General features: G+C 70.5%; 15 protein-coding genes. 9 read left to right on the forward strand and 6 right to left on the reverse strand.

The features are described 5' to 3' along the window. Positions 1–10: 10 nt before the first annotated feature. Positions 11–2,689, reverse strand: coding sequence for an EAL domain-containing protein (locus HNQ07_RS10360; RefSeq protein WP_184111369.1), 2,679 nt, complete (start codon positions 2,687–2,689; stop codon positions 11–13). Positions 2,690–2,933: 244 nt separating this feature from the next. Between HNQ07_RS10360 and HNQ07_RS10365 the strand changes: the two genes are divergently transcribed. The 8 genes from HNQ07_RS10365 (at position 2,934) to HNQ07_RS10400 (ending at position 12,199) form a co-directional block, all read left to right on the forward strand. Continuing rightward, positions 2,934–3,428 (forward strand): YciE/YciF ferroxidase family protein, encoded by a 495-nt coding sequence (locus HNQ07_RS10365; RefSeq protein ID WP_184111372.1) that lies wholly within the window; start codon positions 2,934–2,936, stop codon positions 3,426–3,428. Between the two features lie 697 nt (positions 3,429–4,125). Continuing rightward, the gene (locus HNQ07_RS10370) at positions 4,126–5,577 is read left to right on the forward strand and encodes a PAS domain-containing sensor histidine kinase (RefSeq protein ID WP_184111374.1); all 1,452 of its coding nucleotides are present in this window, start codon (positions 4,126–4,128) and stop codon (positions 5,575–5,577) included. A gap of 42 nt (positions 5,578–5,619) precedes the next feature. After that, complete coding sequence (locus tag HNQ07_RS10375) at positions 5,620–6,048, forward strand: hypothetical protein (RefSeq protein ID WP_184111376.1); 429 nt, start codon at positions 5,620–5,622, stop codon at positions 6,046–6,048. A 246-nt stretch (positions 6,049–6,294) separates the two neighbouring features. Beyond that, the gene (locus HNQ07_RS24040; protein WP_184111378.1) at positions 6,295–7,566 is read left to right on the forward strand and encodes a sugar transferase; all 1,272 of its coding nucleotides are present in this window, start codon (positions 6,295–6,297) and stop codon (positions 7,564–7,566) included. Positions 7,567–7,570: 4 nt separating this feature from the next. After that, a complete protein-coding gene (locus tag HNQ07_RS10385; protein WP_184111380.1) occupies positions 7,571–8,824 on the forward strand; it encodes a lipopolysaccharide biosynthesis protein in 1,254 nt (417 codons plus the stop codon). Next, positions 8,821–10,050 carry an O-antigen ligase family protein gene (locus tag HNQ07_RS24365; protein WP_184111382.1) on the forward strand — a complete coding sequence of 410 codons (1,230 nt, stop codon included), beginning with the start codon at positions 8,821–8,823 and terminating at the stop codon, positions 10,048–10,050. The genes HNQ07_RS10385 and HNQ07_RS24365 overlap by 4 nt, the downstream gene beginning before the upstream one ends. Continuing rightward, positions 10,047–11,192: a glycosyltransferase family 4 protein gene (locus HNQ07_RS10395; RefSeq protein WP_184111384.1), complete on the forward strand. Its 1,146-nt coding sequence runs from the start codon at positions 10,047–10,049 to the stop codon at positions 11,190–11,192. The genes HNQ07_RS24365 and HNQ07_RS10395 overlap by 4 nt, the downstream gene beginning before the upstream one ends. Then, positions 11,189–12,199: a glycosyltransferase gene (locus tag HNQ07_RS10400; protein ID WP_184111386.1), complete on the forward strand. Its 1,011-nt coding sequence runs from the start codon at positions 11,189–11,191 to the stop codon at positions 12,197–12,199. Before HNQ07_RS10395 ends, HNQ07_RS10400 begins: the two co-directional genes overlap by 4 nt. Here HNQ07_RS10400 and HNQ07_RS24370 read toward each other — a convergent pair. From HNQ07_RS24370 to HNQ07_RS10415, 3 genes are read right to left on the reverse strand one after another with little or no spacing between them, the layout of a single operon-like run. Further along, complete coding sequence (locus tag HNQ07_RS24370; RefSeq protein ID WP_184111388.1) at positions 12,196–13,512, reverse strand: O-antigen ligase family protein; 1,317 nt, start codon at positions 13,510–13,512, stop codon at positions 12,196–12,198. The two genes, HNQ07_RS10400 and HNQ07_RS24370, sit on opposite strands and share 4 nt — an antisense overlap. After that, complete coding sequence (locus tag HNQ07_RS10410; protein ID WP_184111390.1) at positions 13,473–14,057, reverse strand: hypothetical protein; 585 nt, start codon at positions 14,055–14,057, stop codon at positions 13,473–13,475. Before HNQ07_RS10410 ends, HNQ07_RS24370 begins: the two co-directional genes overlap by 40 nt. 31 nt (positions 14,058–14,088) lie before the next feature. After that, positions 14,089–14,553, reverse strand: a complete 465-nt coding sequence (locus tag HNQ07_RS10415; RefSeq protein ID WP_184111392.1) for a hypothetical protein — start codon at positions 14,551–14,553, stop codon at positions 14,089–14,091. A 196-nt stretch (positions 14,554–14,749) separates the two neighbouring features. On the opposite strand from HNQ07_RS10415, the gene HNQ07_RS10420 reads away from it, so the two are divergent. Further along, the gene (locus HNQ07_RS10420) at positions 14,750–16,372 is read left to right on the forward strand and encodes a BY-kinase domain-containing protein (protein WP_184111394.1); all 1,623 of its coding nucleotides are present in this window, start codon (positions 14,750–14,752) and stop codon (positions 16,370–16,372) included. A 39-nt stretch (positions 16,373–16,411) separates the two neighbouring features. Here the strand turns inward: HNQ07_RS10420 and HNQ07_RS10425 are convergent, their stop codons facing one another. Next, on the reverse strand, positions 16,412–17,734 hold the full coding sequence (locus tag HNQ07_RS10425; protein WP_184111402.1) for a nucleotide sugar dehydrogenase: 1,323 nt from the start codon (positions 17,732–17,734) through the stop codon (positions 16,412–16,414). Positions 17,735–18,088: 354 nt separating this feature from the next. Next, positions 18,089–18,826: a phosphotransferase gene (locus tag HNQ07_RS10430; RefSeq protein WP_221274912.1), complete on the reverse strand. Its 738-nt coding sequence runs from the start codon at positions 18,824–18,826 to the stop codon at positions 18,089–18,091. Between the last annotated feature and the right edge of the window lie 82 nt (positions 18,827–18,908).

The following is an 18,908-nucleotide window of genomic DNA, read 5'->3' on the forward strand; positions in this document are numbered from 1 at the left end:
GGCGCGGGGCTCAGCCCGGCAGAGCGCCGGCCCACGCCAGCGCCGCCCGGCGGTCCAGCGGCCGCGAGAACAGGTAGCCCTGGCCGCGCCGGCAGCCCAGGGCGATCAGCTGGTCGCGCTGCGCGGCGGTCTCGATGCCCTCGGCGATCACCGGCACCCGCAGGGCCTGCCCCAGCAGCAGCACGGTCCGCACCAGGTCCGCGCTGACGTCGTCCTCACCGAGCTTGGCTATGAACGCCCGGTCGATCTTCAGGGCGTCCACGGGAAAGCGGTGCAGGAAGGCCAGGCTGGAGTGCCCGGTGCCGAAATCGTCGATCTGCACGTTGATTCCCATGTGCCGCAGCTCGCCCAGGGTGCGGGCGGCCTCCTCGACGTCCTCGACCAGGGCGCTCTCTGTGATCTCCAGCCCCAGCCGGGCAGGCGCCAGGCCGGTGCGGGCCAGCACGTCCTGCACGGTCCGCACGAACGATCCCCGGAACTGGCGCGGCGAGACGTTCACCTGCACGCGGCAGGTCCCCGGCACGCGCGCGAAGGTGCGGCACGCGTCCTCCAGCACGAAGGCGCCCAGACCCGAGATGATCTCCAGTTCCTCCGCCAGCGGAATGAAGTCCAGCGGCGACACCATGCCGAGCACCGGGTGCCGCCACCGCACCAGGGCCTCCATGGCGGACGTCTCGCCGGTGTCCAGGCACACGATCGGCTGGTACAGCACCTCCAGCTCGCCGCGCTGGGCCGCGTGCGGCAGGTCGCCCTCCAGGGTCAGCTGGCGCACGGCGTGGTCGTGCATGTCGGCGCTGAAGGTCGCTACCGCGTGGTGCGGATCGCGTTTGGCGCGGTACATGCTCAGGTCGGCGTCGCGCAGGATGTCGGCCGGCGTGGCGTGGTGCAGTTCTCCCGGCGCGATCCCGATACTGACCGTCACGCGCACCGCGTGCCCGTGGAGGCTGAACGGCGACTCCAGGGCGCGCAGCAGCCGGCCCGCCGCCGCCTGCACCTCCTCCAGACACGGCAGGGGCAGCCCGGTCATCAGGACGGCGAACTCGTCCCCGCCCAGGCGGCACACCAGGTCGTCGGGCCGCATGGTGGCCCGCAGGCGGCCGGCGAAGGCCTTGAGCAGTTCGTCGCCGGCGCTGTGGCCCAGGCTGTCGTTCACCACCTTGAAGCGGTTGAGGTCCAGGTACAGCACCGCGTACGCCGGTCGCCCGGAGCGCCGGGCGCGGGCCATCTCGAGTTCCAGGCTGGCGTAGAGCTGCGCGCGGTTGGTCAGGCGGGTCAGGCTGTCGTGCGTCGCCTCCCACTCCAGCCGCTCCTTGGCGCGCTGGCGCTCGGTCACGTCGCGCGAGCACGACAGGAACACGCCGGAATCGTCGCTGGCGATGCGGGACACGGTCGTGTCCAGCCACACCTCGTGGCCGTCCCGGTGCCACGCCCGCCAGCGCCGGGTCTCCGGGGCGCCGGGCTGCAGGTTCGCCAGGCTGCGGCGCGCATCCCGGGGCAGCACCGGCCACGGCGAGCGGCCCAGCAGTTCGTGGGGCGCGTAACCCAGCAGGGACTGCACGCTCGGGCTGAGGTATGTCAGGGTGCCGTCCGGCTCGTGCAGGCACACCAGGTCCGTCATGTGTTCGGCCAGCAGGCGGTACGTGGCCTCCTGCTGCCGCGCCCGCTCGTGCAGGTGGTGCCGTTCCAGCGCCTGCTGCAGGTACCCCGCCACGGACACGATGACCTGATAGTCCCAGTCCTGCAGGGGCGGGGCGTCGCGCAGGGTCTCCACGTTCAGCGCTCCGATCACCTCACCGTCCCGCACCAGCGGCACGCACAGTTCCGACGTGACCATGTCCTCAGCGCGCAGCACCACCGGATCGTGCACGGCGTCCTGGAGCCACTGCACCTCTCCGCTGCGGCAACATCGGCCCAGCACGCCCTGCGTCAGCGCGATGTGCTCGATGACCCGCGTGTAGCCCACCTGATGCTGCAACGTGGCCACGTCCCCCTCCAGCATGTACACGCTCACATGCGGGTATCCGAAGGTGCGGCTCAGGCCGTCCACGACCACCCGGATGGCCGCGCCCTGGTCCGGCGCGGCATCGAATCCGTTGCGCAGCTCGTGCAGCAGGTCCAGCGCCCGGCGCTGACGCTCGGTTTCCACCTGCACCCGGCGGCGTTCCAGGGCGCGGCCCAGCCACGTGCCCAGCGTCACCAGCGGGCGCAGGTCCCGCTCGTTCAAGCGCCGGGCGACGCTCTCCACGTTGAGCAGCGCCACCACTCGCCCGGCGTCCAGCAGCGGCACACAGATCTCGCTGACCACCCCCGGGTGCATGGGGTAGTAATGCGGGTCCGTTGCCACATCCTCGACCAGAACGGCCTGGGCGCTGCGAATCGACTGCCCGGCCACGCCGGAGCCCAGCGGGAAGTGCTGGATCCACTCTCCGTTTCCGGCGACCTCGCGCAGCGAGAGGCAATCACCGTTCACCAGGCCAATCCCGACGTGCTCGACCTCCAGCAGGTCGTGGACCGCGTCGATCACCTCCTGAAACAGCGCGTCCCGGTCGAGCGCGACGTCTAGCGCCCGCAGCGCCCGGTTGAGCAGCGCCAGTTCCCGCCGGTCCGCGACGGTCGCCGCTTCCGCGGTGCGGGCGTCCGGTGACCCGGTGGGCACGGGATGCACGTTGACCTCGTTCTGACCGGTCACAGCGTCATTCAATGGCGGAGGACTGGTGGAGTGGGCCGTCATGAACGAGCTCACGGTAGAGCAGCTCTTCTGTCAGGCCCCTTTCCGCGAGCGGCGACGATGTGAGAAGTCCCGCGTTTGTGTCGCCTTCCCCCGGACAGGACAGCTCGGCCTTGAGCCACCCCCCATGAACTCCGGTTCACGTGATTCCTGTGGCCTGTGAAGGTGGCGTCGGCATGCTGGGAGCACCCACACAGGAGGACGTATGACCCAACTGAAGAACCTTCAGGACCTGTACCTCGAACAGCTCAAGGATCTGTACTCCGCCGAAACCCAGCTCGTCGAGGCCCTGCCCAAGATGGAGCAGGCGGCCACCGACCCCAAACTCAAGGACGGCTTCCGCACGCACCTGGAACAGACCCGCCAGCACGTCAGCCGCCTGGAAAGTGTGTTCGCGGACCTGGGTGAGCAGCCCGGCGGACACACCTGCAAGGCCATGAAAGGCCTGATCGCCGAGGGCAGCGAGATGATCGAACAGCAGGCCGCCGACGCCGTGAAGGACGCCGGCCTGATCGCGTGCGCGCAGCGGGTGGAACACTACGAAATCGCTGGGTACGGCACCGTCGCGCGCTACGCCGAGGTGCTCGGCAAGTCACAGCATGTGGAAACCCTGCGTATGACCGAGAGCGAGGAGAAGAAAACCGACGCCCTCCTCACGGACCTCGCCGGCACGATCAACACTTCGGCGCTCAACGCCTGACGCGCGAGCCTTCGGCAGAGCGTCATTTAAACCAGCTGGGAGATTGCCTCCACACGGCGCATGACGTTGTGTCAGCAGGTACAGCCTCGCGCTGTGCCTGAACACTTCGGTACGTCGTCATCGCCACCACTAAACACACTGCCAGCCGACGTGACGTCACAGTCCGCCTCACTCCAGACGCCTGGGGTGGGGCGTCATGCTGTCCACATGGCATCTCGTGTCAAGGCTGTCCCCATCCCCGATTGGGACGGGCTGAATCCGACGATTACACCAGAACAGCTTGGTGTCGATCATCTCCAGGCGAATGCCTGCGGGGGTATTCGACGGCGGCGTGAAAAAGCCCCTCCCCGGATCAGACCCACGCCCCGGCCACGTTCCCATCAGACGTACCCCGATCACCGCTTCACAGACGACGATCTTTATCCCATTGGACTTGAGTCCGACGCTGGCTCTACTCCCAGAACGTTGATGCGGCATGTACCCTCGCGCCGAGGCGACTGAGGACACGGGCAAGATCCGGCGAAGGCTCACCCGGCTTCACGCCCCGATCGCCGGACCCGCGCCGCGCATAGATCAAGATTGTCTCAATTACACGGCCGTGGAGGTGGTTCGGCACGGCCGGGCTATCCTTCGGCGTGTTGACTTATCGCGTCGCTCCCCGCGCCGGAACGCGGGCCTCCACTGGCCGAGCCTGGGCATGAGCGCCCGGCCCGCCGTGCCACCACCGCCGCTCGTCACACTCAGCGAGGCGACCGATACCCCGATGCTGCTGATCGGCCGGGATGGTCACGTGTGGCACGCGAACGCGGCGGCCGGGCGGGCACTGGTGACGGACCCACAGACCCTGCACGGCCGGCCGCTGCACCGCGTGCTGCCCGGCCTGGACCTCGTGGAGGGCGCGGGCGTGGTGCCCGGCCCCGTGTCATGGACCGATCCCGTGGGTGGCGCGTCCGTGAACGCGACGGTGGTGCAGCTGGACGGCTGGAGCGCCGTGACGTGGCGCGACTCGGCGTACGACACGCTGCTCGCCGCGACGTGGGCCAGCGAGGCGCGGTACCGGGCTCTGACCGAGGCGACCCGCCAGTACGTGTGGACCAACTCCCCGGAAGGCGAGATGCGCGGCGAGCAGCCCGGCTGGGCCGCCCTCACTGGTCAGTCACCGGCGGAATACCAGGGCTTCGGATGGTCGGACCGGGTGCATCCGGACGACCGCGACCACGCCGTGAGAGCGTGGAACGACGCCGTGGCCCGCCGGGACCGGTACGAGGTCGAGCAGCGCGTGCAGGTGGGCGACGGCACCTACCGCCACTTTCTGGTGTGCGGGGTGCCGCTGCTGCACGACGACGGACGTATCCGCGAGTGGGTGGGGTTGCACAGCGACGTGACCGAACTGCGGCGGGCCGAGCAGGAACTGCGCCGCTGGAACGAGGACCTCGACCGGCGCGTCGCGGACAGCACCCGGGCGCTGCGCGAGGCGAACGCCGAACTGGACGCCTTCAGCTACAGCGTCTCGCACGACCTGCGCGCGCCGGTGCGCCACGTGCTCGGCTTCACGCAACTGTTGCGCCGCAGGGCACAGGATAAGCTCGACCCGGCCGAACAGACCCTGCTCGGCCGGGTGGAGACGGCCGCGCAGCACATGGGCAGCCTGATCGACGGTCTACTCTCCTTTGCCAAGCTCTCGCAGGCGCCGCTCAAGACGGCAGAGGTGCCGCTCGACCAGCTGGTGGACGAGGTGCGCACCGCGCTGCATCCCGAGCACGAGGACCGCGACGTGGAGTGGCAGGTCGCGCCGCTTCCCGCCGTGCGCGGCGACCGGCAACTCCTGAAGTTCGCCCTGATCAATGTGCTGTCCAACGCGCTGAAATACACCTCGACCCGCAACGTGGCCCGGATCGAGGTGGGCGCCACGCAGCACGACGGCGCCGTCACGCTGTGGGTCCGGGACAATGGCGTGGGCTTCGACGAGCGCTACGCCGACCAACTCTTCCGGGTGTTCCAGCGCCTGCACCACGCTGACGAGTTCGAGGGCCTCGGCATCGGGCTGGCGACCGTGGCGCGGATCGTGACGCGCCATGGCGGCCGGGTATGGGCCGAGGGGGCCGTAGACCGGGGCGCGACCTTCTACCTGGGCCTGCCGGGCGCGTGAGCTCGCCGCACCACGGCTGACCCTGGCTGTCACACTCGGTCCATGCTGCTCGTCCTGCACGCCGCGGTGACGTGGGTCCTGGTGGGGCTCATCCTGACGATCCAGGTCGTCCATTACCCCCTGTTCGCGCGGGTCGGAGCGGCCGGGTACGCCGAGTATCAGCGCGAGCATGTCACACGCATCACGTGGCTGGTCGCGCCGCTGATGCTGGCCGAACTCGCCACCGGGGCCGCCCTGGCGTTGCGGCCCCCTCCTACCGTGCCTGCCGCGTCCGCCGCGCTGGGACTGGCACTGATCGTCATGATCTGGCTCTCGACCGCCGCGGTGCAGGCGCCGGTTCACGGACGGCTCTCCCACGGCTTCGATGCGGCCCTGCACACGCGCCTGGTCACGTCCAACTGGGCGCGCACCGTGCTCTGGCTGGCGCGGGGCGTGCTGGTGGGCTGGTGGCTGTCTGTGGCCCTGACGTGAGGCCGGTCCGGAGCACGGGTGTGCGGCCTTCCTGCCGCCTGGACATGGACACGCGGGTTCAGCCCCAGCCGACCCTGTCTGCTGTCGCCTGCAATAGACGCGCCGCCCGCAGCAACTGACGTGACAAATCCCACGTCGCTCTGCACGATTTTGCCGTCTCAGACGAATTTTGCACGTTCATAGTTTCGTCAGAGTGACGCTTCCAAGATGGAGGTATGGCCACCACCTTTCCTCCATCTCCCCGCCATGACCGTCGCCATGTACGTTAACCACTTCCACGCCAATCCGTTCGGGCTGCTGCGGGACCAGCTGCGGTTCGCGCTCGGCCTGACCGACGCGGCCGGCGCGCTGGTCAGCAGCGTGGTCGTCGGGGCGGTGCTTCAGCCGGCGGACTTCACGATCAACACCGGCCTGTGGTGCATGTCCGCCGGCCTGGCGTGGACGCTGACGAAGGCGCCGGCGCACATCATTCCTCTGGAGCCGTACTCGCGCGCCCTGAGGGTGCCGGTCCTCGCGGCGGCCGTGTTCACGCTGCTACACGTGATCACCGGCACGCCAATCACACTGGGCTTCACGTGCGGGCTCGCCGCGCTGTGGTCCGTGTGCATGATGCTGGCCCGCGTGTTCTACCGGCGACAGAGTCCGCCACTGCTGGTCGGCGTGCTGCCCGGCGCGGAGGCGTCCGTGGTGGAGCACGACCTGATCCGCTACGTGCCGCTGGACCGGGCCACGGACACCAGCCTGAACACCATTGACGCGCTGCTGCTCGAGCCGTCGCGCCTGCCGGACAGGGGGTGGATGGAGGTCATGATGCACGCCCAGGCCAGCGGCATGCACGTGTGGATGCCGGCCACCCTGCTGGAGGAGCTGAGGGGGCGCGTGTCGCTGGAGTACCTGAACAGCGGGCAGATGACGCGCCGGCAGTTCGTTGCGCCGTACGCGCCACTCAAGCGCATCCTGGACGTGGCGGCGGTGGCGCTGCTCAGCCCACTGCTGCTGCCGATCATGGCCGCCGTGGCGCTGGTGGTGCTGCTGGACGCCGGGCGGCCGGTGCTGTTCTGGCAGACACGCGTGGGGCAGAACGGCGCGCCCTTCCGCATCGCCAAATTCCGCACCATGCGCCCGGACTCGGAGCGGCACGGTCAGGTCTTCGCCACGGCCGGGGACGCCCGCATCACGCGGGTGGGCCGCTTCCTGCGCAAGTTCCGCCTGGACGAACTGCCGCAGTTCTGGAACGTGCTGCGCGGCGAGATGAGCATCATCGGGCCGCGGCCCGAACAGCAGGCGTTCGTGGAGCAGTTCAACGAGAAGCTCCACCTGTACCCGGTGCGGCACTGGGTCAAGCCGGGCATCACCGGCTGGGCCCAGGTCACGCAGGGATACGCGGCGGACGCCGACGAGACCTACCTGAAGCTGCGCTACGACGTGTACTACATCAAGCATTTCTCCTTCTGGCTGGACGCCCGCATCGTCGCGAGAACGCTGTGGACGATGGCCACCGGCTTCGGCGCGCGGTGAGGCCGTGAGTCACGCCGTCGCCCACGCGGGCCGGGCGCTGGGCCGCCACGCGCGCCGCCCGCTGACACAGGCCGTGCTGGGCACGGTGCTCGGCCAGGGGCTGACGCTGCTGGCCACGCCGCTGCTGGCCCGGCTGTACTCACCCGCCGCGATCGGCGCGTACGTGGCGGTGTTGTCGCTGTGCCTGATCCTCGCGAGCGTCGCGTCCCTGAAGTTCGACGTGGCCGTGCAGCGCGCCGCGCCGCAGGACCTGCCGGCCACCGTCGCGGCGGCCCTGGGCAACACGGCCGCCGCGACCGCTGTGGCCACCGCCGCGGCGTGGGCACTGCGGGGGCCGCTGCACCTGGAGCAGCTGTGGTGGCTGGTGCCGGGGTACTGCATGGTCATGGCGGGACAGCAGGTCGTGACGGCCGTGCTGCTGCGCGAGCAGGACCACCGCGCCATCAGCTCGAACCGCGTGGCGGTGGCCGCGCTGATCGTCGCCGCGCAGGTGGGTGTGGGGCACGCCGCGCCGACCGCTGCCGGGCTGATCGTGGCGGACGTCGTGGCGCGGGCGCTCGCGCTGGGCTTCGCGCTGCGGCAGGCGGGCGCGCACGCCGGGTGGCGGCCGGCCGGTCTGGGCAGCTACGCCCGGATCTTCCGGCAGGACCGGGCGCTGGTGTGGTTCGCCACGCCCGCCGCCCTGCTGAACAGCGCCGTGGTGTACGCCCTGCCGGTGCTGCTCAGCGTGGCGTACCCGGCGTCGCAGGTCGGGTACGTGACCATGACCCAGAAGGTCCTGGGGCTGCCGCTGGCGCTGGTCGGCCAGGCAGTGGGGCAGGTGTTCACCGCCCAGCTGCTGCGACCCTCGGCCGAGCCCGGGCACGCGCACCGGCTGTTCGTGCGGCAGCTGCGGGTGCTGGGCGCGCTGGCGGTGCTGCTCGTGGCACTCATTCCGGTCGCCCCGGCACTGTTCACGGCGCTGCTGGGCCCCGCGTGGGCGCCCGCCGGGCAGGTCTACGCGGCGCTGGCGTGCGGATACGCGGCGCAGTTGCTGGTCAACCCGGTGTCGCAGGCCCTGAACCTCTACCGTGGCGAGCGCACCCAGCTGCTGTGGGACGGCGGCCGGCTGCTGCTGATCGCGGCGGTGTTCGCGGGGGCCGCGTGGATGCACGCGCCGCTGATGCACGTGCTGACGGCGTACACGGTGGTCATGACCGTGTCGTACGTGGTGCTGCTGCGGGTAATCGACCGCGTGCTGCGTGGGGCCCGCCCGTGACCGCCGAGGCCCGCCCCGCCCGCACGGACCTCGTGGTGATGTACGGCCTCGTCATCATGCAGGTGCTGTTCTACTTCGATGCGAGCGCGCTGCTCCCATTCATGAACGACGGCGTCAAGAACGCGGTCTCGATTGTCCTGCTGGCCGTGGTGGCGGTGCTGTCGCTGCTCCGCGCACAGAGCGGCTCACCGCTGCGCTTCGACCTGCGGCTGCTGCCGGTGCTGGGCTTCGTGCTGGCGTATGTGGTGGCGCTGGTCTTCACGCCGTACACCGATCTGCCGCAGTTCTACGCCGGCAAGATCAGCAAGCTGCTGCTGATCAGCGTGCCGTCCATCCTGGCGCTCAACTATGTCCGCTGGACCCCTGCGCTGGCCGGGCGGACCTTCGGGTTTTTCAACGCGATGCTGCTGGTGGTGCTGGCGGACGGATCGTACCAGCTGCTGCGCGGCGCCAGCTACGTGTCGCGCGACGAGTCGTTCGGGATCGACCCCATCAGCCTGGGGCGCGCAGCGGGCTTCTGCACGCTGTACGCGCTGGTCAAGATGGCCACCACGTCCGACATGCGCCGCCGGCACGCCGCGATGTACGTGCCCGCGCTGATGTTCTGCGGCAGCGTGATGTTCGCGTCGGGGTCGCGCGGTCCGCTGATCGCGCTGGCCGTGGCGTTCTTCAGCAGCGCGGTGCTGATCCGCACGGTGCGCTACCGCCTCCGGGTGCTGAGCTTCGCGGCGCTGGCCCTGCTGCTGGGCGTCGTCGGCGTGAGCTACCTGCTCCAGAACGACGTGGCCTCCACCGGGCGGGTGCTGTCGTTCCTGCAGGGCGACCTGAACGTGGACCGCAGCGCCGAGATCCGCAGCCAGATGTACCTCGACGTGCTCCAGGCCATCCCACAGCACCTGCTCGGCCTGGGGCAGGCGGCGTCGCAGGTGTACACCGCCTACGACCTGAAGTACCCGCACAACCTCTTCCTGGAGGTGCAGCTCGAGGGCGGCGTGGCCGTCACGGCGCTGCTGGTGCTGGCCATCGCGGTCGCGTACCGCACCAGCCGCCGGGCGGTGGGCGGCACCCAGGTGCTGGTGCCCGTCACGCTCACGTACTTCCTGGTGAACAGCCAGTTCAGCGGGGACATCTCCAGTAACCGCTTCGTCCTGCTGATGCTGGCCATTGCCGCCGTCAGCCACGCCGCGCCCGCCATGCGCGGCGCCCTGAGCAAGGAGGCCATATGAGCCCCAGCCCACAGCGCGTGTGTTCCGTGACCCACCTGGACGTCAGCGCGGTCAACGGCCCCACCAAGCACATGCTCGGCATCGCCACCGGGTTCTCGCGGCTGGACGTGGACGTCGAGCTGCTCGCCAGCGCGTCCGGCCGCCGCCCCGACTTCGGCGGCACCCTCACGGCCCTGGCGGACGCGCAGCCGCGCACGCCGGCCGACCACCTGCGCTACCAGCTGCGCGTGCTGACCCACCTGTGGCGCCGCCGCGGGCAGTACGACTGGATCTACGTGAGGGCCGGGTCGTTCATGCTCTCTCCCCTGTACGCGTGGCTGGCGCGGGCGCCGGTCGCCACGGAGATCAACGGCCTGCCGTACCTGGAGGGCCGCTTCCCGAAAGCGCTGGAGCAGCTGATCCGGCGCCTGTTCGCGTGGCAGGTGCGCCGCGCGGCCCTGTGCGCGGTCGTGTCCGCCGAGCTGCGACAGCTCGTGACGGCGCTGGGCCAGCCCCGCGTCCTCCAGGTGATCAACGGGGTGGGCGACGACGACCTGCCGCCCACCCCGACGCGGCGCCCGGCACCCAGCGGTCCGCACCGCCTGGTGTTCATCGGCGCGCTGCACGCGTGGCAGGGCGTGGACCTGGCCATCGAGGCCGTGCATCTGGCCACGCAGCGCGGCGCGGCGGTGCACCTGAAGGTCCTGGGCGACGGCCCGGAACGCGCGGCATTGCAGGCGCGGGTCGAGGACCTGGGGCTGGGGGAGCACGTCGAGCTGTGCGGCCACGTCGGCCGGGCCGAGGTGCACGCCGCACTGCGTGACGCGCACGTGGCGCTGGCGCCCTTCGTGCCGAACGAACGCAACCTGATGGTCGGGTTCTCTCCGCTGAAGATCTACGAATACCTGGCCTTCGACCTGCCGGTCATCACGACGCCGCTGTTCAAGGACCCCGAACTCATGGACGTGCTGGGCGACTTCGTGACGATCGTACCCGCCACCAGCGAAGCGCTCGCGCAGGCGATCGAGGAGCGAGCCGCCCGGCCGCTCCCGGCGCCCCTGGCCCGGGACTGGATCGCCACCCACCGCACATGGGACCGGGCCGCGCTGCACACCGCCGCCGCCATGCAGCTCACCCCCCCCACCCGCGAGGTGTCCGCATGACCACGACCGTTCCGCCTGTCCTGAGTGTCGTCATCGGTGTGCGCAACGGCCGGCAGCACATCACGGGCTGCCTCGACCAGATCTACGACCAGGGTCTGCGCCCCGAGGAGTTCGAGGTGATCGTCGCCGACGGCCGCTCCAGCGACGGCACCGTGGCCGAGATCGGCGCGTACGTGCGCGAACGCGGCATCACCAACCTGCGCGTGATCGACAACGAGCGGCTGACCCTGGCGGCGGCGTTCAACGAGGCCATCCCACACCTGCGCGGGCAGTTCATGGCGAAGGTGGACGCGCAGTCGCGCATTGGGCCGGGGTACTTCCGGGTGCTGATGGACGCGCTGGCCCGTCATCCCGGGGCGGCCGTGGCGGGCGGGCGCTTCGAACCCAGTGGAGACAGCACCGACAGCCGTTCGTGGGCACGGGTGTTCAACGACCCGTGGCTGGTCGGGCCGGCCCGCTACCGCTATGCCCAGGAGGAACAGTTCATCGACACCGTGTACCTGGGCGTGTACCGCACCGCCGTGATCCGGCAGGTCGGCGCCTTCGACGAGCGGCTGCTGCGTAGCGAGGACACCGACTACAACCACCGCATCCGCGCGCTGGGCCACACGATCGTGCTGGTGCCGCAGGCCGCCGCCACGTATTTCGTGCGCCGCAGCTACCACGACGCGTTCAAGCAGTTTCACGGGTACGCGTACTACCGCTACGCCTTCATCCGCAAGCACGGCATGCCCCTGACCATCCGGCAGAAGGCTCCCCTGGCGGGCTTCGCGGCGCTGCTCGCCCTGGCCGTGACAGCGCCGTGGTCGTGGCCGGCGCTGCTGGGCGCCGTGCTGGGCTACTGCGCCGTTTTCCTGTGGCGGGCCTCACTGAAACGGGGCGGCGAGGGCGCGCCGCTGCTGAAGGTCTTTCTGGTGTACCTCGTCGTGCACGCCGCGTATCTGGCAGGAAACGTCCACTACGTGGTGGCGTCGCTGCTGCGTGGGCGGCGGGTGACGTCCGTCTAGGACGCGTGCACCGGGGGCGCCGCGGCGTCCGATGAAGCGCGCTCCTGACGCTGGGCGGCCAGGCCGAGCAGCGTGAACGCGACGGCGGCCGTGCCGGGAATGGCCGTGAGGTGCGCGTCGTACAGCCCGGCGAAGGCCAGGGCCGGCAGGGCCGACCACCACGTCAGGGCTGCGAGCCGGCCCGAGCGGGATGTCAGGGGAAGCAGCAGCGTCAGCCAGTACAGGGCCGCGCCCACCGCGCCGGTCTCGGCCGCCATCTGCAGGGTGTCGTTGTGGGCGTAGTTCACGAGCTGTCGGTCGATGTTGGCGCCGACCCTGCGCTCCTCCGCGCGGAACCGGGGCGCCTCCCGCACGAACTGCCCCACGCCCACGCCGGTCACCGGGGACGCGGCCCACATCTCGCGGCCGTAGCGCCATACCGCCTGCCGGCCCGTTAGGAAACGCGTCCAGGAGTTCGACAGCCCGATCGCCGACTGGCGGGCCGCGAACTGCGCCTGTCCGGCCGGACTCAGGAAGTACGTGCCGGTGCCCAGCGCGGCCGTGAGCAGCGCCGCAGTCAGCAGCGCGCCGCCGCGGGGAGAGCGCCGCCACAGCCACACCACGCCGGGCAGCACCGTGGCGAGCAGTACGGCCGGGATGCTGCTGGAATCCGTCCGGAAATCGGCCACATGCAGGGCGACCAGCAGCGCGAGCAGCAGCGGAGTAAACCACCCAGGGCGCGTGAACAGCAGGGCGCTGCTCAACAGAGCCGCCACGGGAATCAGCAGGCCGCTGAAGTGGCTGGGATTGAAGTAAGGGCCGGTCAGCAGCGCGGGCCCGGCGCCGGGATAGTACGCGAAGCCCGGTACGCCCACGCCGCGGAGTTGCAGCCCCGCCAGCAGCAGTGCGGCGGCCCCGGTGGCGATCACGCCGCCCAGAACCGCGCGGCGGCGTGTGGGGGTGTCCGCGAACCCGTGCACGCACACGGCGGCGCCCACGATGGCCGTCCACGCACCCGCCCAGCGCAGCGCCTGCCAGTGGTCCGGCCCCCACGTGGTGCTGAGCCAGATCCACACCAGCAGCGCCGCCGCGGCGAGGGTCCACGCCGGATGGGTCGTGGGCCACCGCCCGCGCACCGAGGCCGCCAGGACCGCGCTGAGCACGGTCACGCTCCCCAGCGCCGCCAGGCCGTCCAGCCCCCAGCCCCCGGTGCTGCCCTGGGCGAGCACTGCCCACGCCACAGTCACCCCGGCCAGCAGCAGTGTCAGGACGTCGGGCAGGCCGCGCACGGCGCTCAGGAGCGACCCCGCACGCGACGCAGGCCGGCGTCGCACGGCCACACCACGTCGATGGCCCAGCAGCGCTCGTAGGCAGCGCGCGCCTCGGCGAAGCGAGAGAGTTGCTCGAGGTACCCCGCGCGCTCCAGCCACAGGCCCGCGTTGGCCGGATCGAGGGTCAGGGCCGGGTCGAGCAGCGCCACGGCGCGACCATAGCGCTCCTTGAAGGCGTACATGCGCGCATGCTCGAAGGGCACCGCCGCCCAGTGCGGACTGAGCTGCGCGGCCCGCGTGTACGCCACGTCGGCAGCGTGCTGGAGGGCGGGCGTGTCGCGGAAGAACCACAGGCTCCGGGCGGCCGTGGCGTAGCTGAGCTGCAGCGCGGCGTCGCGGGGACTGACCAGCGTGGCCTGCCGGCGCAGGGCGAGCGCCGCGTCGAAATCGCCGCGGCGCTGCGCGGCGTCGGCGGCGGCCGCCCGGCTCTGGCCGCGCCAGTCGGTCACGGCCACCACCAGCGGCACGCACGCCAGCAGGGCGCCGAGCATTGCCACCCACACGCGCACCAGTACATGCAGGGGGGAGACGGCGGCGCGCGCGGTCACGGCAGTGGACCGGACCCGGGGCCGGCGGACTTCAGTCGCCCGCGCCGCGCGGCGTGACCGGGGAGGTGGCGTTCTTCGCGGCGGAGTTGGCGAGGGCCAGGGTGGTCGGGTTGCTGATCGCGGACGTCAGGCTCTCGGCAGAGGTCACGGCCATGTCCGGATTGGCCGCGATCAGGGCGCCCACCTGGGCATCGGTCAGGACCTTGCCGCTGGCCGACTCCAGCACCGCGCGCGTGAGCAGGAGCGTCGGCGCGGGCTTGTTCCCGTACGTCAGGAGGTTGCTGAGCACCGCCGGCGACACCCGCAGGCTCTTGAGCAGCGCGTCGTAGGCGGGCGTGCCGGCCTTGACAGCCTGCAGAGCGGCGGGGTTCAGCGCGACGCCGCGGGCCTTGCCGATCAGCGCCAGCGCCGCGAAGCCGCTGATGGTGGACGTCTGGGCGGCGGCCACGGTGGTGACCAGCGCCGCCGTGGTCAGTAGCAGGGGGGTGAAGTTCATGCGCTCTCCTTGCCGCGGCCAGCCGCGTGACGATCACGGACCAGAGAGGCGTGACCAGGTGTTCACCGTAGCAAGTCGCGGCCCCCGAGGCGGAGGGTTTTTTCACGTCCTGACCGCCCGAACTGGGGGGGGCCTCCCCCCACTTATGGTAGATAATGCCGGGCGTGACCGAACCTCGGATGCAGGAGAACTCCTCGTGACCGCCCTGGGAGCCGACTCGGCTCCGCGCTCGCCGGCAGACATCGACCTCGTGCAGGTGTACGCGGCGCTGCGTCGCCGCTGGCCGGCGCTGCTGCTGATCCCGCTGCTGGTCGGTGGCCTGACTTTTGCCCTCGCGCGACGGCAGGCGCCGGTCTTCGAGGCCTCGACCAGCCTGATGTCCTCGATGCCCGACAGCAGCAACGCCATAGTGAGCGGCGCGTCGCTCACTGCGTCGCAATTGCCGCAGGGCGCGGTGGACGAGGTGATCCACAGCCGCGGCACCGTCACGCGGATCGACGAACTGCTCAGCGATTCGGACCTGTCGCCCGCCACGGTCGAGACCATCCGCAGCGACCTGGACAACGAGCTGGCGATGGAGCGCTTCAAGCGCATCACCGTGCGGTCCAAGCTCGACACCAACCAGCGCGGCGTGTATGAGCTGCGCGCCAGCGCGGGTACGCCCGATGCGGCCCAGCTGCTCGCGTCCAGCGCGGCTCAGGCGCTGCTGGAGTGGGACCTGCGCCGCGCTCAGGAAGGCGTGACGCGCGCGCGGCGCACGTTGCAGCAGCAGCTCGACAACATCAACCAGCGGCTGGCCGCGACGACCGCCGGCTCCGTGGAGCACCAGAGCCTGATCGCCGCGCGTGGTCAACTATTGCTGAATCTGTCGCAGACGGCCGCCTTCGAGGAGGGCGCGCGCGGCAACCTGACGCTGCTGGCCGAAGCGAACGCGCCGCGGGTGCCGGTGTACCCCCGGCCGGTCCGGACCGCGGGGCTGGCTGCGCTGGTGGCGCTGCTCCTCACGGCCGCCGCCATCCTGATCGGAGACGCGCTGCGCCGCCGCATCCAGCACGCCGGCGACCTGCTGGCCGTGGGCGTGCCGGTGCTGGGCGAACTGCCCCGGTTGCGGCGCATCAAGCGCAACGAGGTGGTGGGCGCGGCGCGCAGCGGTGAACTGTACGAATCGGCCGGCTTCGTGCGGGTGAACCTGAGCATGGCGGCCGGGGAACGCGGCTCGATCATCGCCGTGAGCAGTTCCCGGCCCGGTGAGGGCAAGAGCAGCGTGACCGCCGCCACCGCGAGTTCGTTGTCGGTCGCCGGGAAACGCGTGCTGATCATCGACCTGGACCTGCACCGGCCCACGCAGCACGAGTTCTGGCAGGTGATGGGCCGGCCCAGCGTGGCCCTGCCGGGCAGCCACGACTCGCGGCAGACGACGGTGGTGCAGGCCCTCGAGAACCCGTACGCGGCCAGCGTGGTCGACCTGGGCGGCGGCGTCCACCTGCTGCCGGCCGGCGAGACCGGGCGGCGCGCCGCGTCGCTCCTCAGCGCCGAGGGCTTCGGCCAGATCCTGCGGGAGTGGGCCACGGCATACGACGTGGTCCTGATCGACACGCCGCCCCTGCTGGCCCTGTCCGACGGCTACGTGATCGCCCGCAACGCCGACGGCCTGGTGCTGGTCGTGGAGAGCCAGGAAACCTCTGTGCCGGAGGTGGAGCAGGTCCTGCGCGCCGCCCAGTCCAGCGGCGCCCCGGTGATCGGCGCGGTGCTGAACAAGGTCCGGCGCGGCGGTCAGTCGTACTTCTACTCGGCGTACCGGTACACGCGCGCCACCTGAGCAGTCTCAGGTGGCATGGCGTGAGTGCGGGCTCCGTGGTTACAGCAGTTCCACCGCACCCGGCGCGTGGCGGGCTGCTCCGCGCGTGTCGAAGATCTGCGGCACGCGCAGGCTCAGCGCGTTGAAGTCGAAGCACGAGTGGTGCGTGAGGATCACGGCGACGTCCGTCCACGCGCAGGTCTCGTCGTCCAGCTCGGCCCTCACGGCCTGGAGGTGCGGGCCGTGGTGGTGCGGCAGTTCCTCCACATAGGGATCGACGTAGCGCACCTGCGCGCCGTGGCGCTCCAGTTCCCGGATGACGTCCATCGCGGGGCTCTCGCGGGCGTCGTCCACGTCGGGCTTGTAGGTCACGCCCAGCACGAGCACGTGGCTGCCGCGCAGCGCCTTGGCCCGCGCGTTGAGCACGTTCATCAGGCGGCCCACGATGTAGCGGGGCATGCCGCTGTTCACCTGGTCGGCCAGATCGATGAAGCGGGTCGCGAAGCCCTCCTTGCGGGCGCGCCACGCGAGGTAGTGCGGGTCAAGCGGAATGCAGTGCCCGCCGATGCCGGGGCCGGGGTAGAAGGGCATGAAGCCGAAGGGTTTGGTGGCGGCGGCGTCCACGACCTCCCACACGTTCACGCCCAGGGCCTGGCAGATCATGGCGAGTTCGTTCGCGTAGCCGATGTTTACGGCCCGGAAGGTGTTCTCGTGCAGCTTGGCCATCTCGGCCACGCGCGCGGAGCTGACCGGGTGGACGCTCGGCAGGAACGCGCGGTACAGCGCGGTCGCCAACTCGGTGCTGCGCGGACCGATCCCGCCGACCAGTTTGGGGATGTTGCCGGTGTTGAACTTCGCGTTGCCGGGATCGACGCGTTCCGGGCTGAACGCCACAAAGAGGTCCTCGTCGGGGATCAGGCCGCCCTGCGCGAGCATGGGCACCAGCATCTCGTCGGTGGTGCCGGGGTACGTGGTGCTCTCCAGCACGACCAGGGTGCCGGGTCGCACGTGCTCGGCGACCAGGCTGGCCGCGCGCTCGATGTACTTCATGTCCGGCTGCTTGGACTCGTCGAGCGGCGTGGGCACGCACAGGATGTACACGTCGTGTCCAGCCAGGTCGGCGCCGCGGCTGGTGGCGCGCAGCGTGTCCAGACCCAGAAGTTCAGCGACATCGGTGTGCGCCACGTCCTGCACGGGACTGCGGCCGGCGTTGATCTCGTCGACCTTCCTCGCCTGCGGATCGAAACCGGTGACGGCGAAGCCGCTGCGTGCCAGGTGCACCGCCAGCGGGGTGCCCACATACCCCAGGCCGAGCACGGCGATTCTGGCGGTGCGCTGCGCGAGTTTCACGTCGAGGGCGGCGGCGGTGGTGGTCAGGGTCATCACGGTGTGGGCCTCCTGCCGCGTGTGCTCCGGCGGCGAGTGGGACGCCATTGCTCTGGACAATGACGTGCTCGGGTACCGGGTTACCTTACGGAACCGCTGGAGACGTGGTGGAGCGAAAATTTAACACACACGGGCCGTTTCAACCCAATCAGGTGGGTTTACACTGAAGTAAGAGAGTTGTAAGTCGTTTTCAGTCCTCCAAAATAGCTACTGCTGCCGTCTTGTAAGGTATTTGCAAGGCTCGAGTGTATTTAAATCAAACTCTTAGTCGAGATGCAGGATGACTGAACTGGCGGGTCCTGACCGTCCGGCCGTCCGTTCCCCGGTTCCCACCCGGCGTGATCTGCAGCCCTATGCCGGGCGGCAGAGCACGCGCCGGTGGCGCAACATCCACGATGCGCTGCGCGCCCGCCACGCGATGGCCCACAGCGTCGGATAGCCCTCGGCCGATACCGCCTCGGTGCTGTCCGGGGTGACCCCGCCCAGAATCGCCTCCGCGCGGGCGCTCTGCACGGCCACGTCGATCATGCGGTCCACGAGGTCGGCCCGGCCGTCGGCCGGCAGTCCATACCCGTCCATGATCCGGTGGGCGTGCCGCGCCCGCGTGACGGCGTCGGGCAGGCCATGGCGTTCGGCCACGTCGTCATCGTGAAGCTGGGCGTTGAGCCACACCGCGTACGCCAGGTCTGTCAGCGGATCGATTGGCCCGGCAAAATCCCAGTCGATCAGCGCCGACGGTCCCGGCCCTGGCCCCACCAGGTTCCACGGCGCGGCGTCGCCGTGCCCGAACACCCGAATGCCGTCCCCGACCGTTCTGAGCCAGGTCTCCCGCCAGACCGCGTCCGGTGGTGGAACATACGACGCGGTGGCCTCATGGACGCTCCGGAGCAGGCCGCCGATCCGTTCCATGACGTCCTCCGGCCACGGACCGGGATGCGCGCTGACCCCCGGCATGAACGTCACGGTCATGCGGCCGTCCGGCGCGTACCCGTTGCCGACCACCCGGGGCGCACCGCCGAAGCCCACGCTCTCCAGGTGCCGCAGCAGCCCGAGCACCGCGCCTGACCACGGCCCAGCTTCCTTCAGCACGACGTCGCCTCTACGCCGCGCACTCGAGGGCGCTGTTCCGCTGCCAGCGGTGACGAGCGCGTGTTCACCCGGGGAGTCCGCC

It is taken from the genome of Deinococcus metalli (assembly GCF_014201805.1).
Lineage (GTDB): Bacteria > Deinococcota > Deinococci > Deinococcales > Deinococcaceae > Deinococcus > Deinococcus metalli.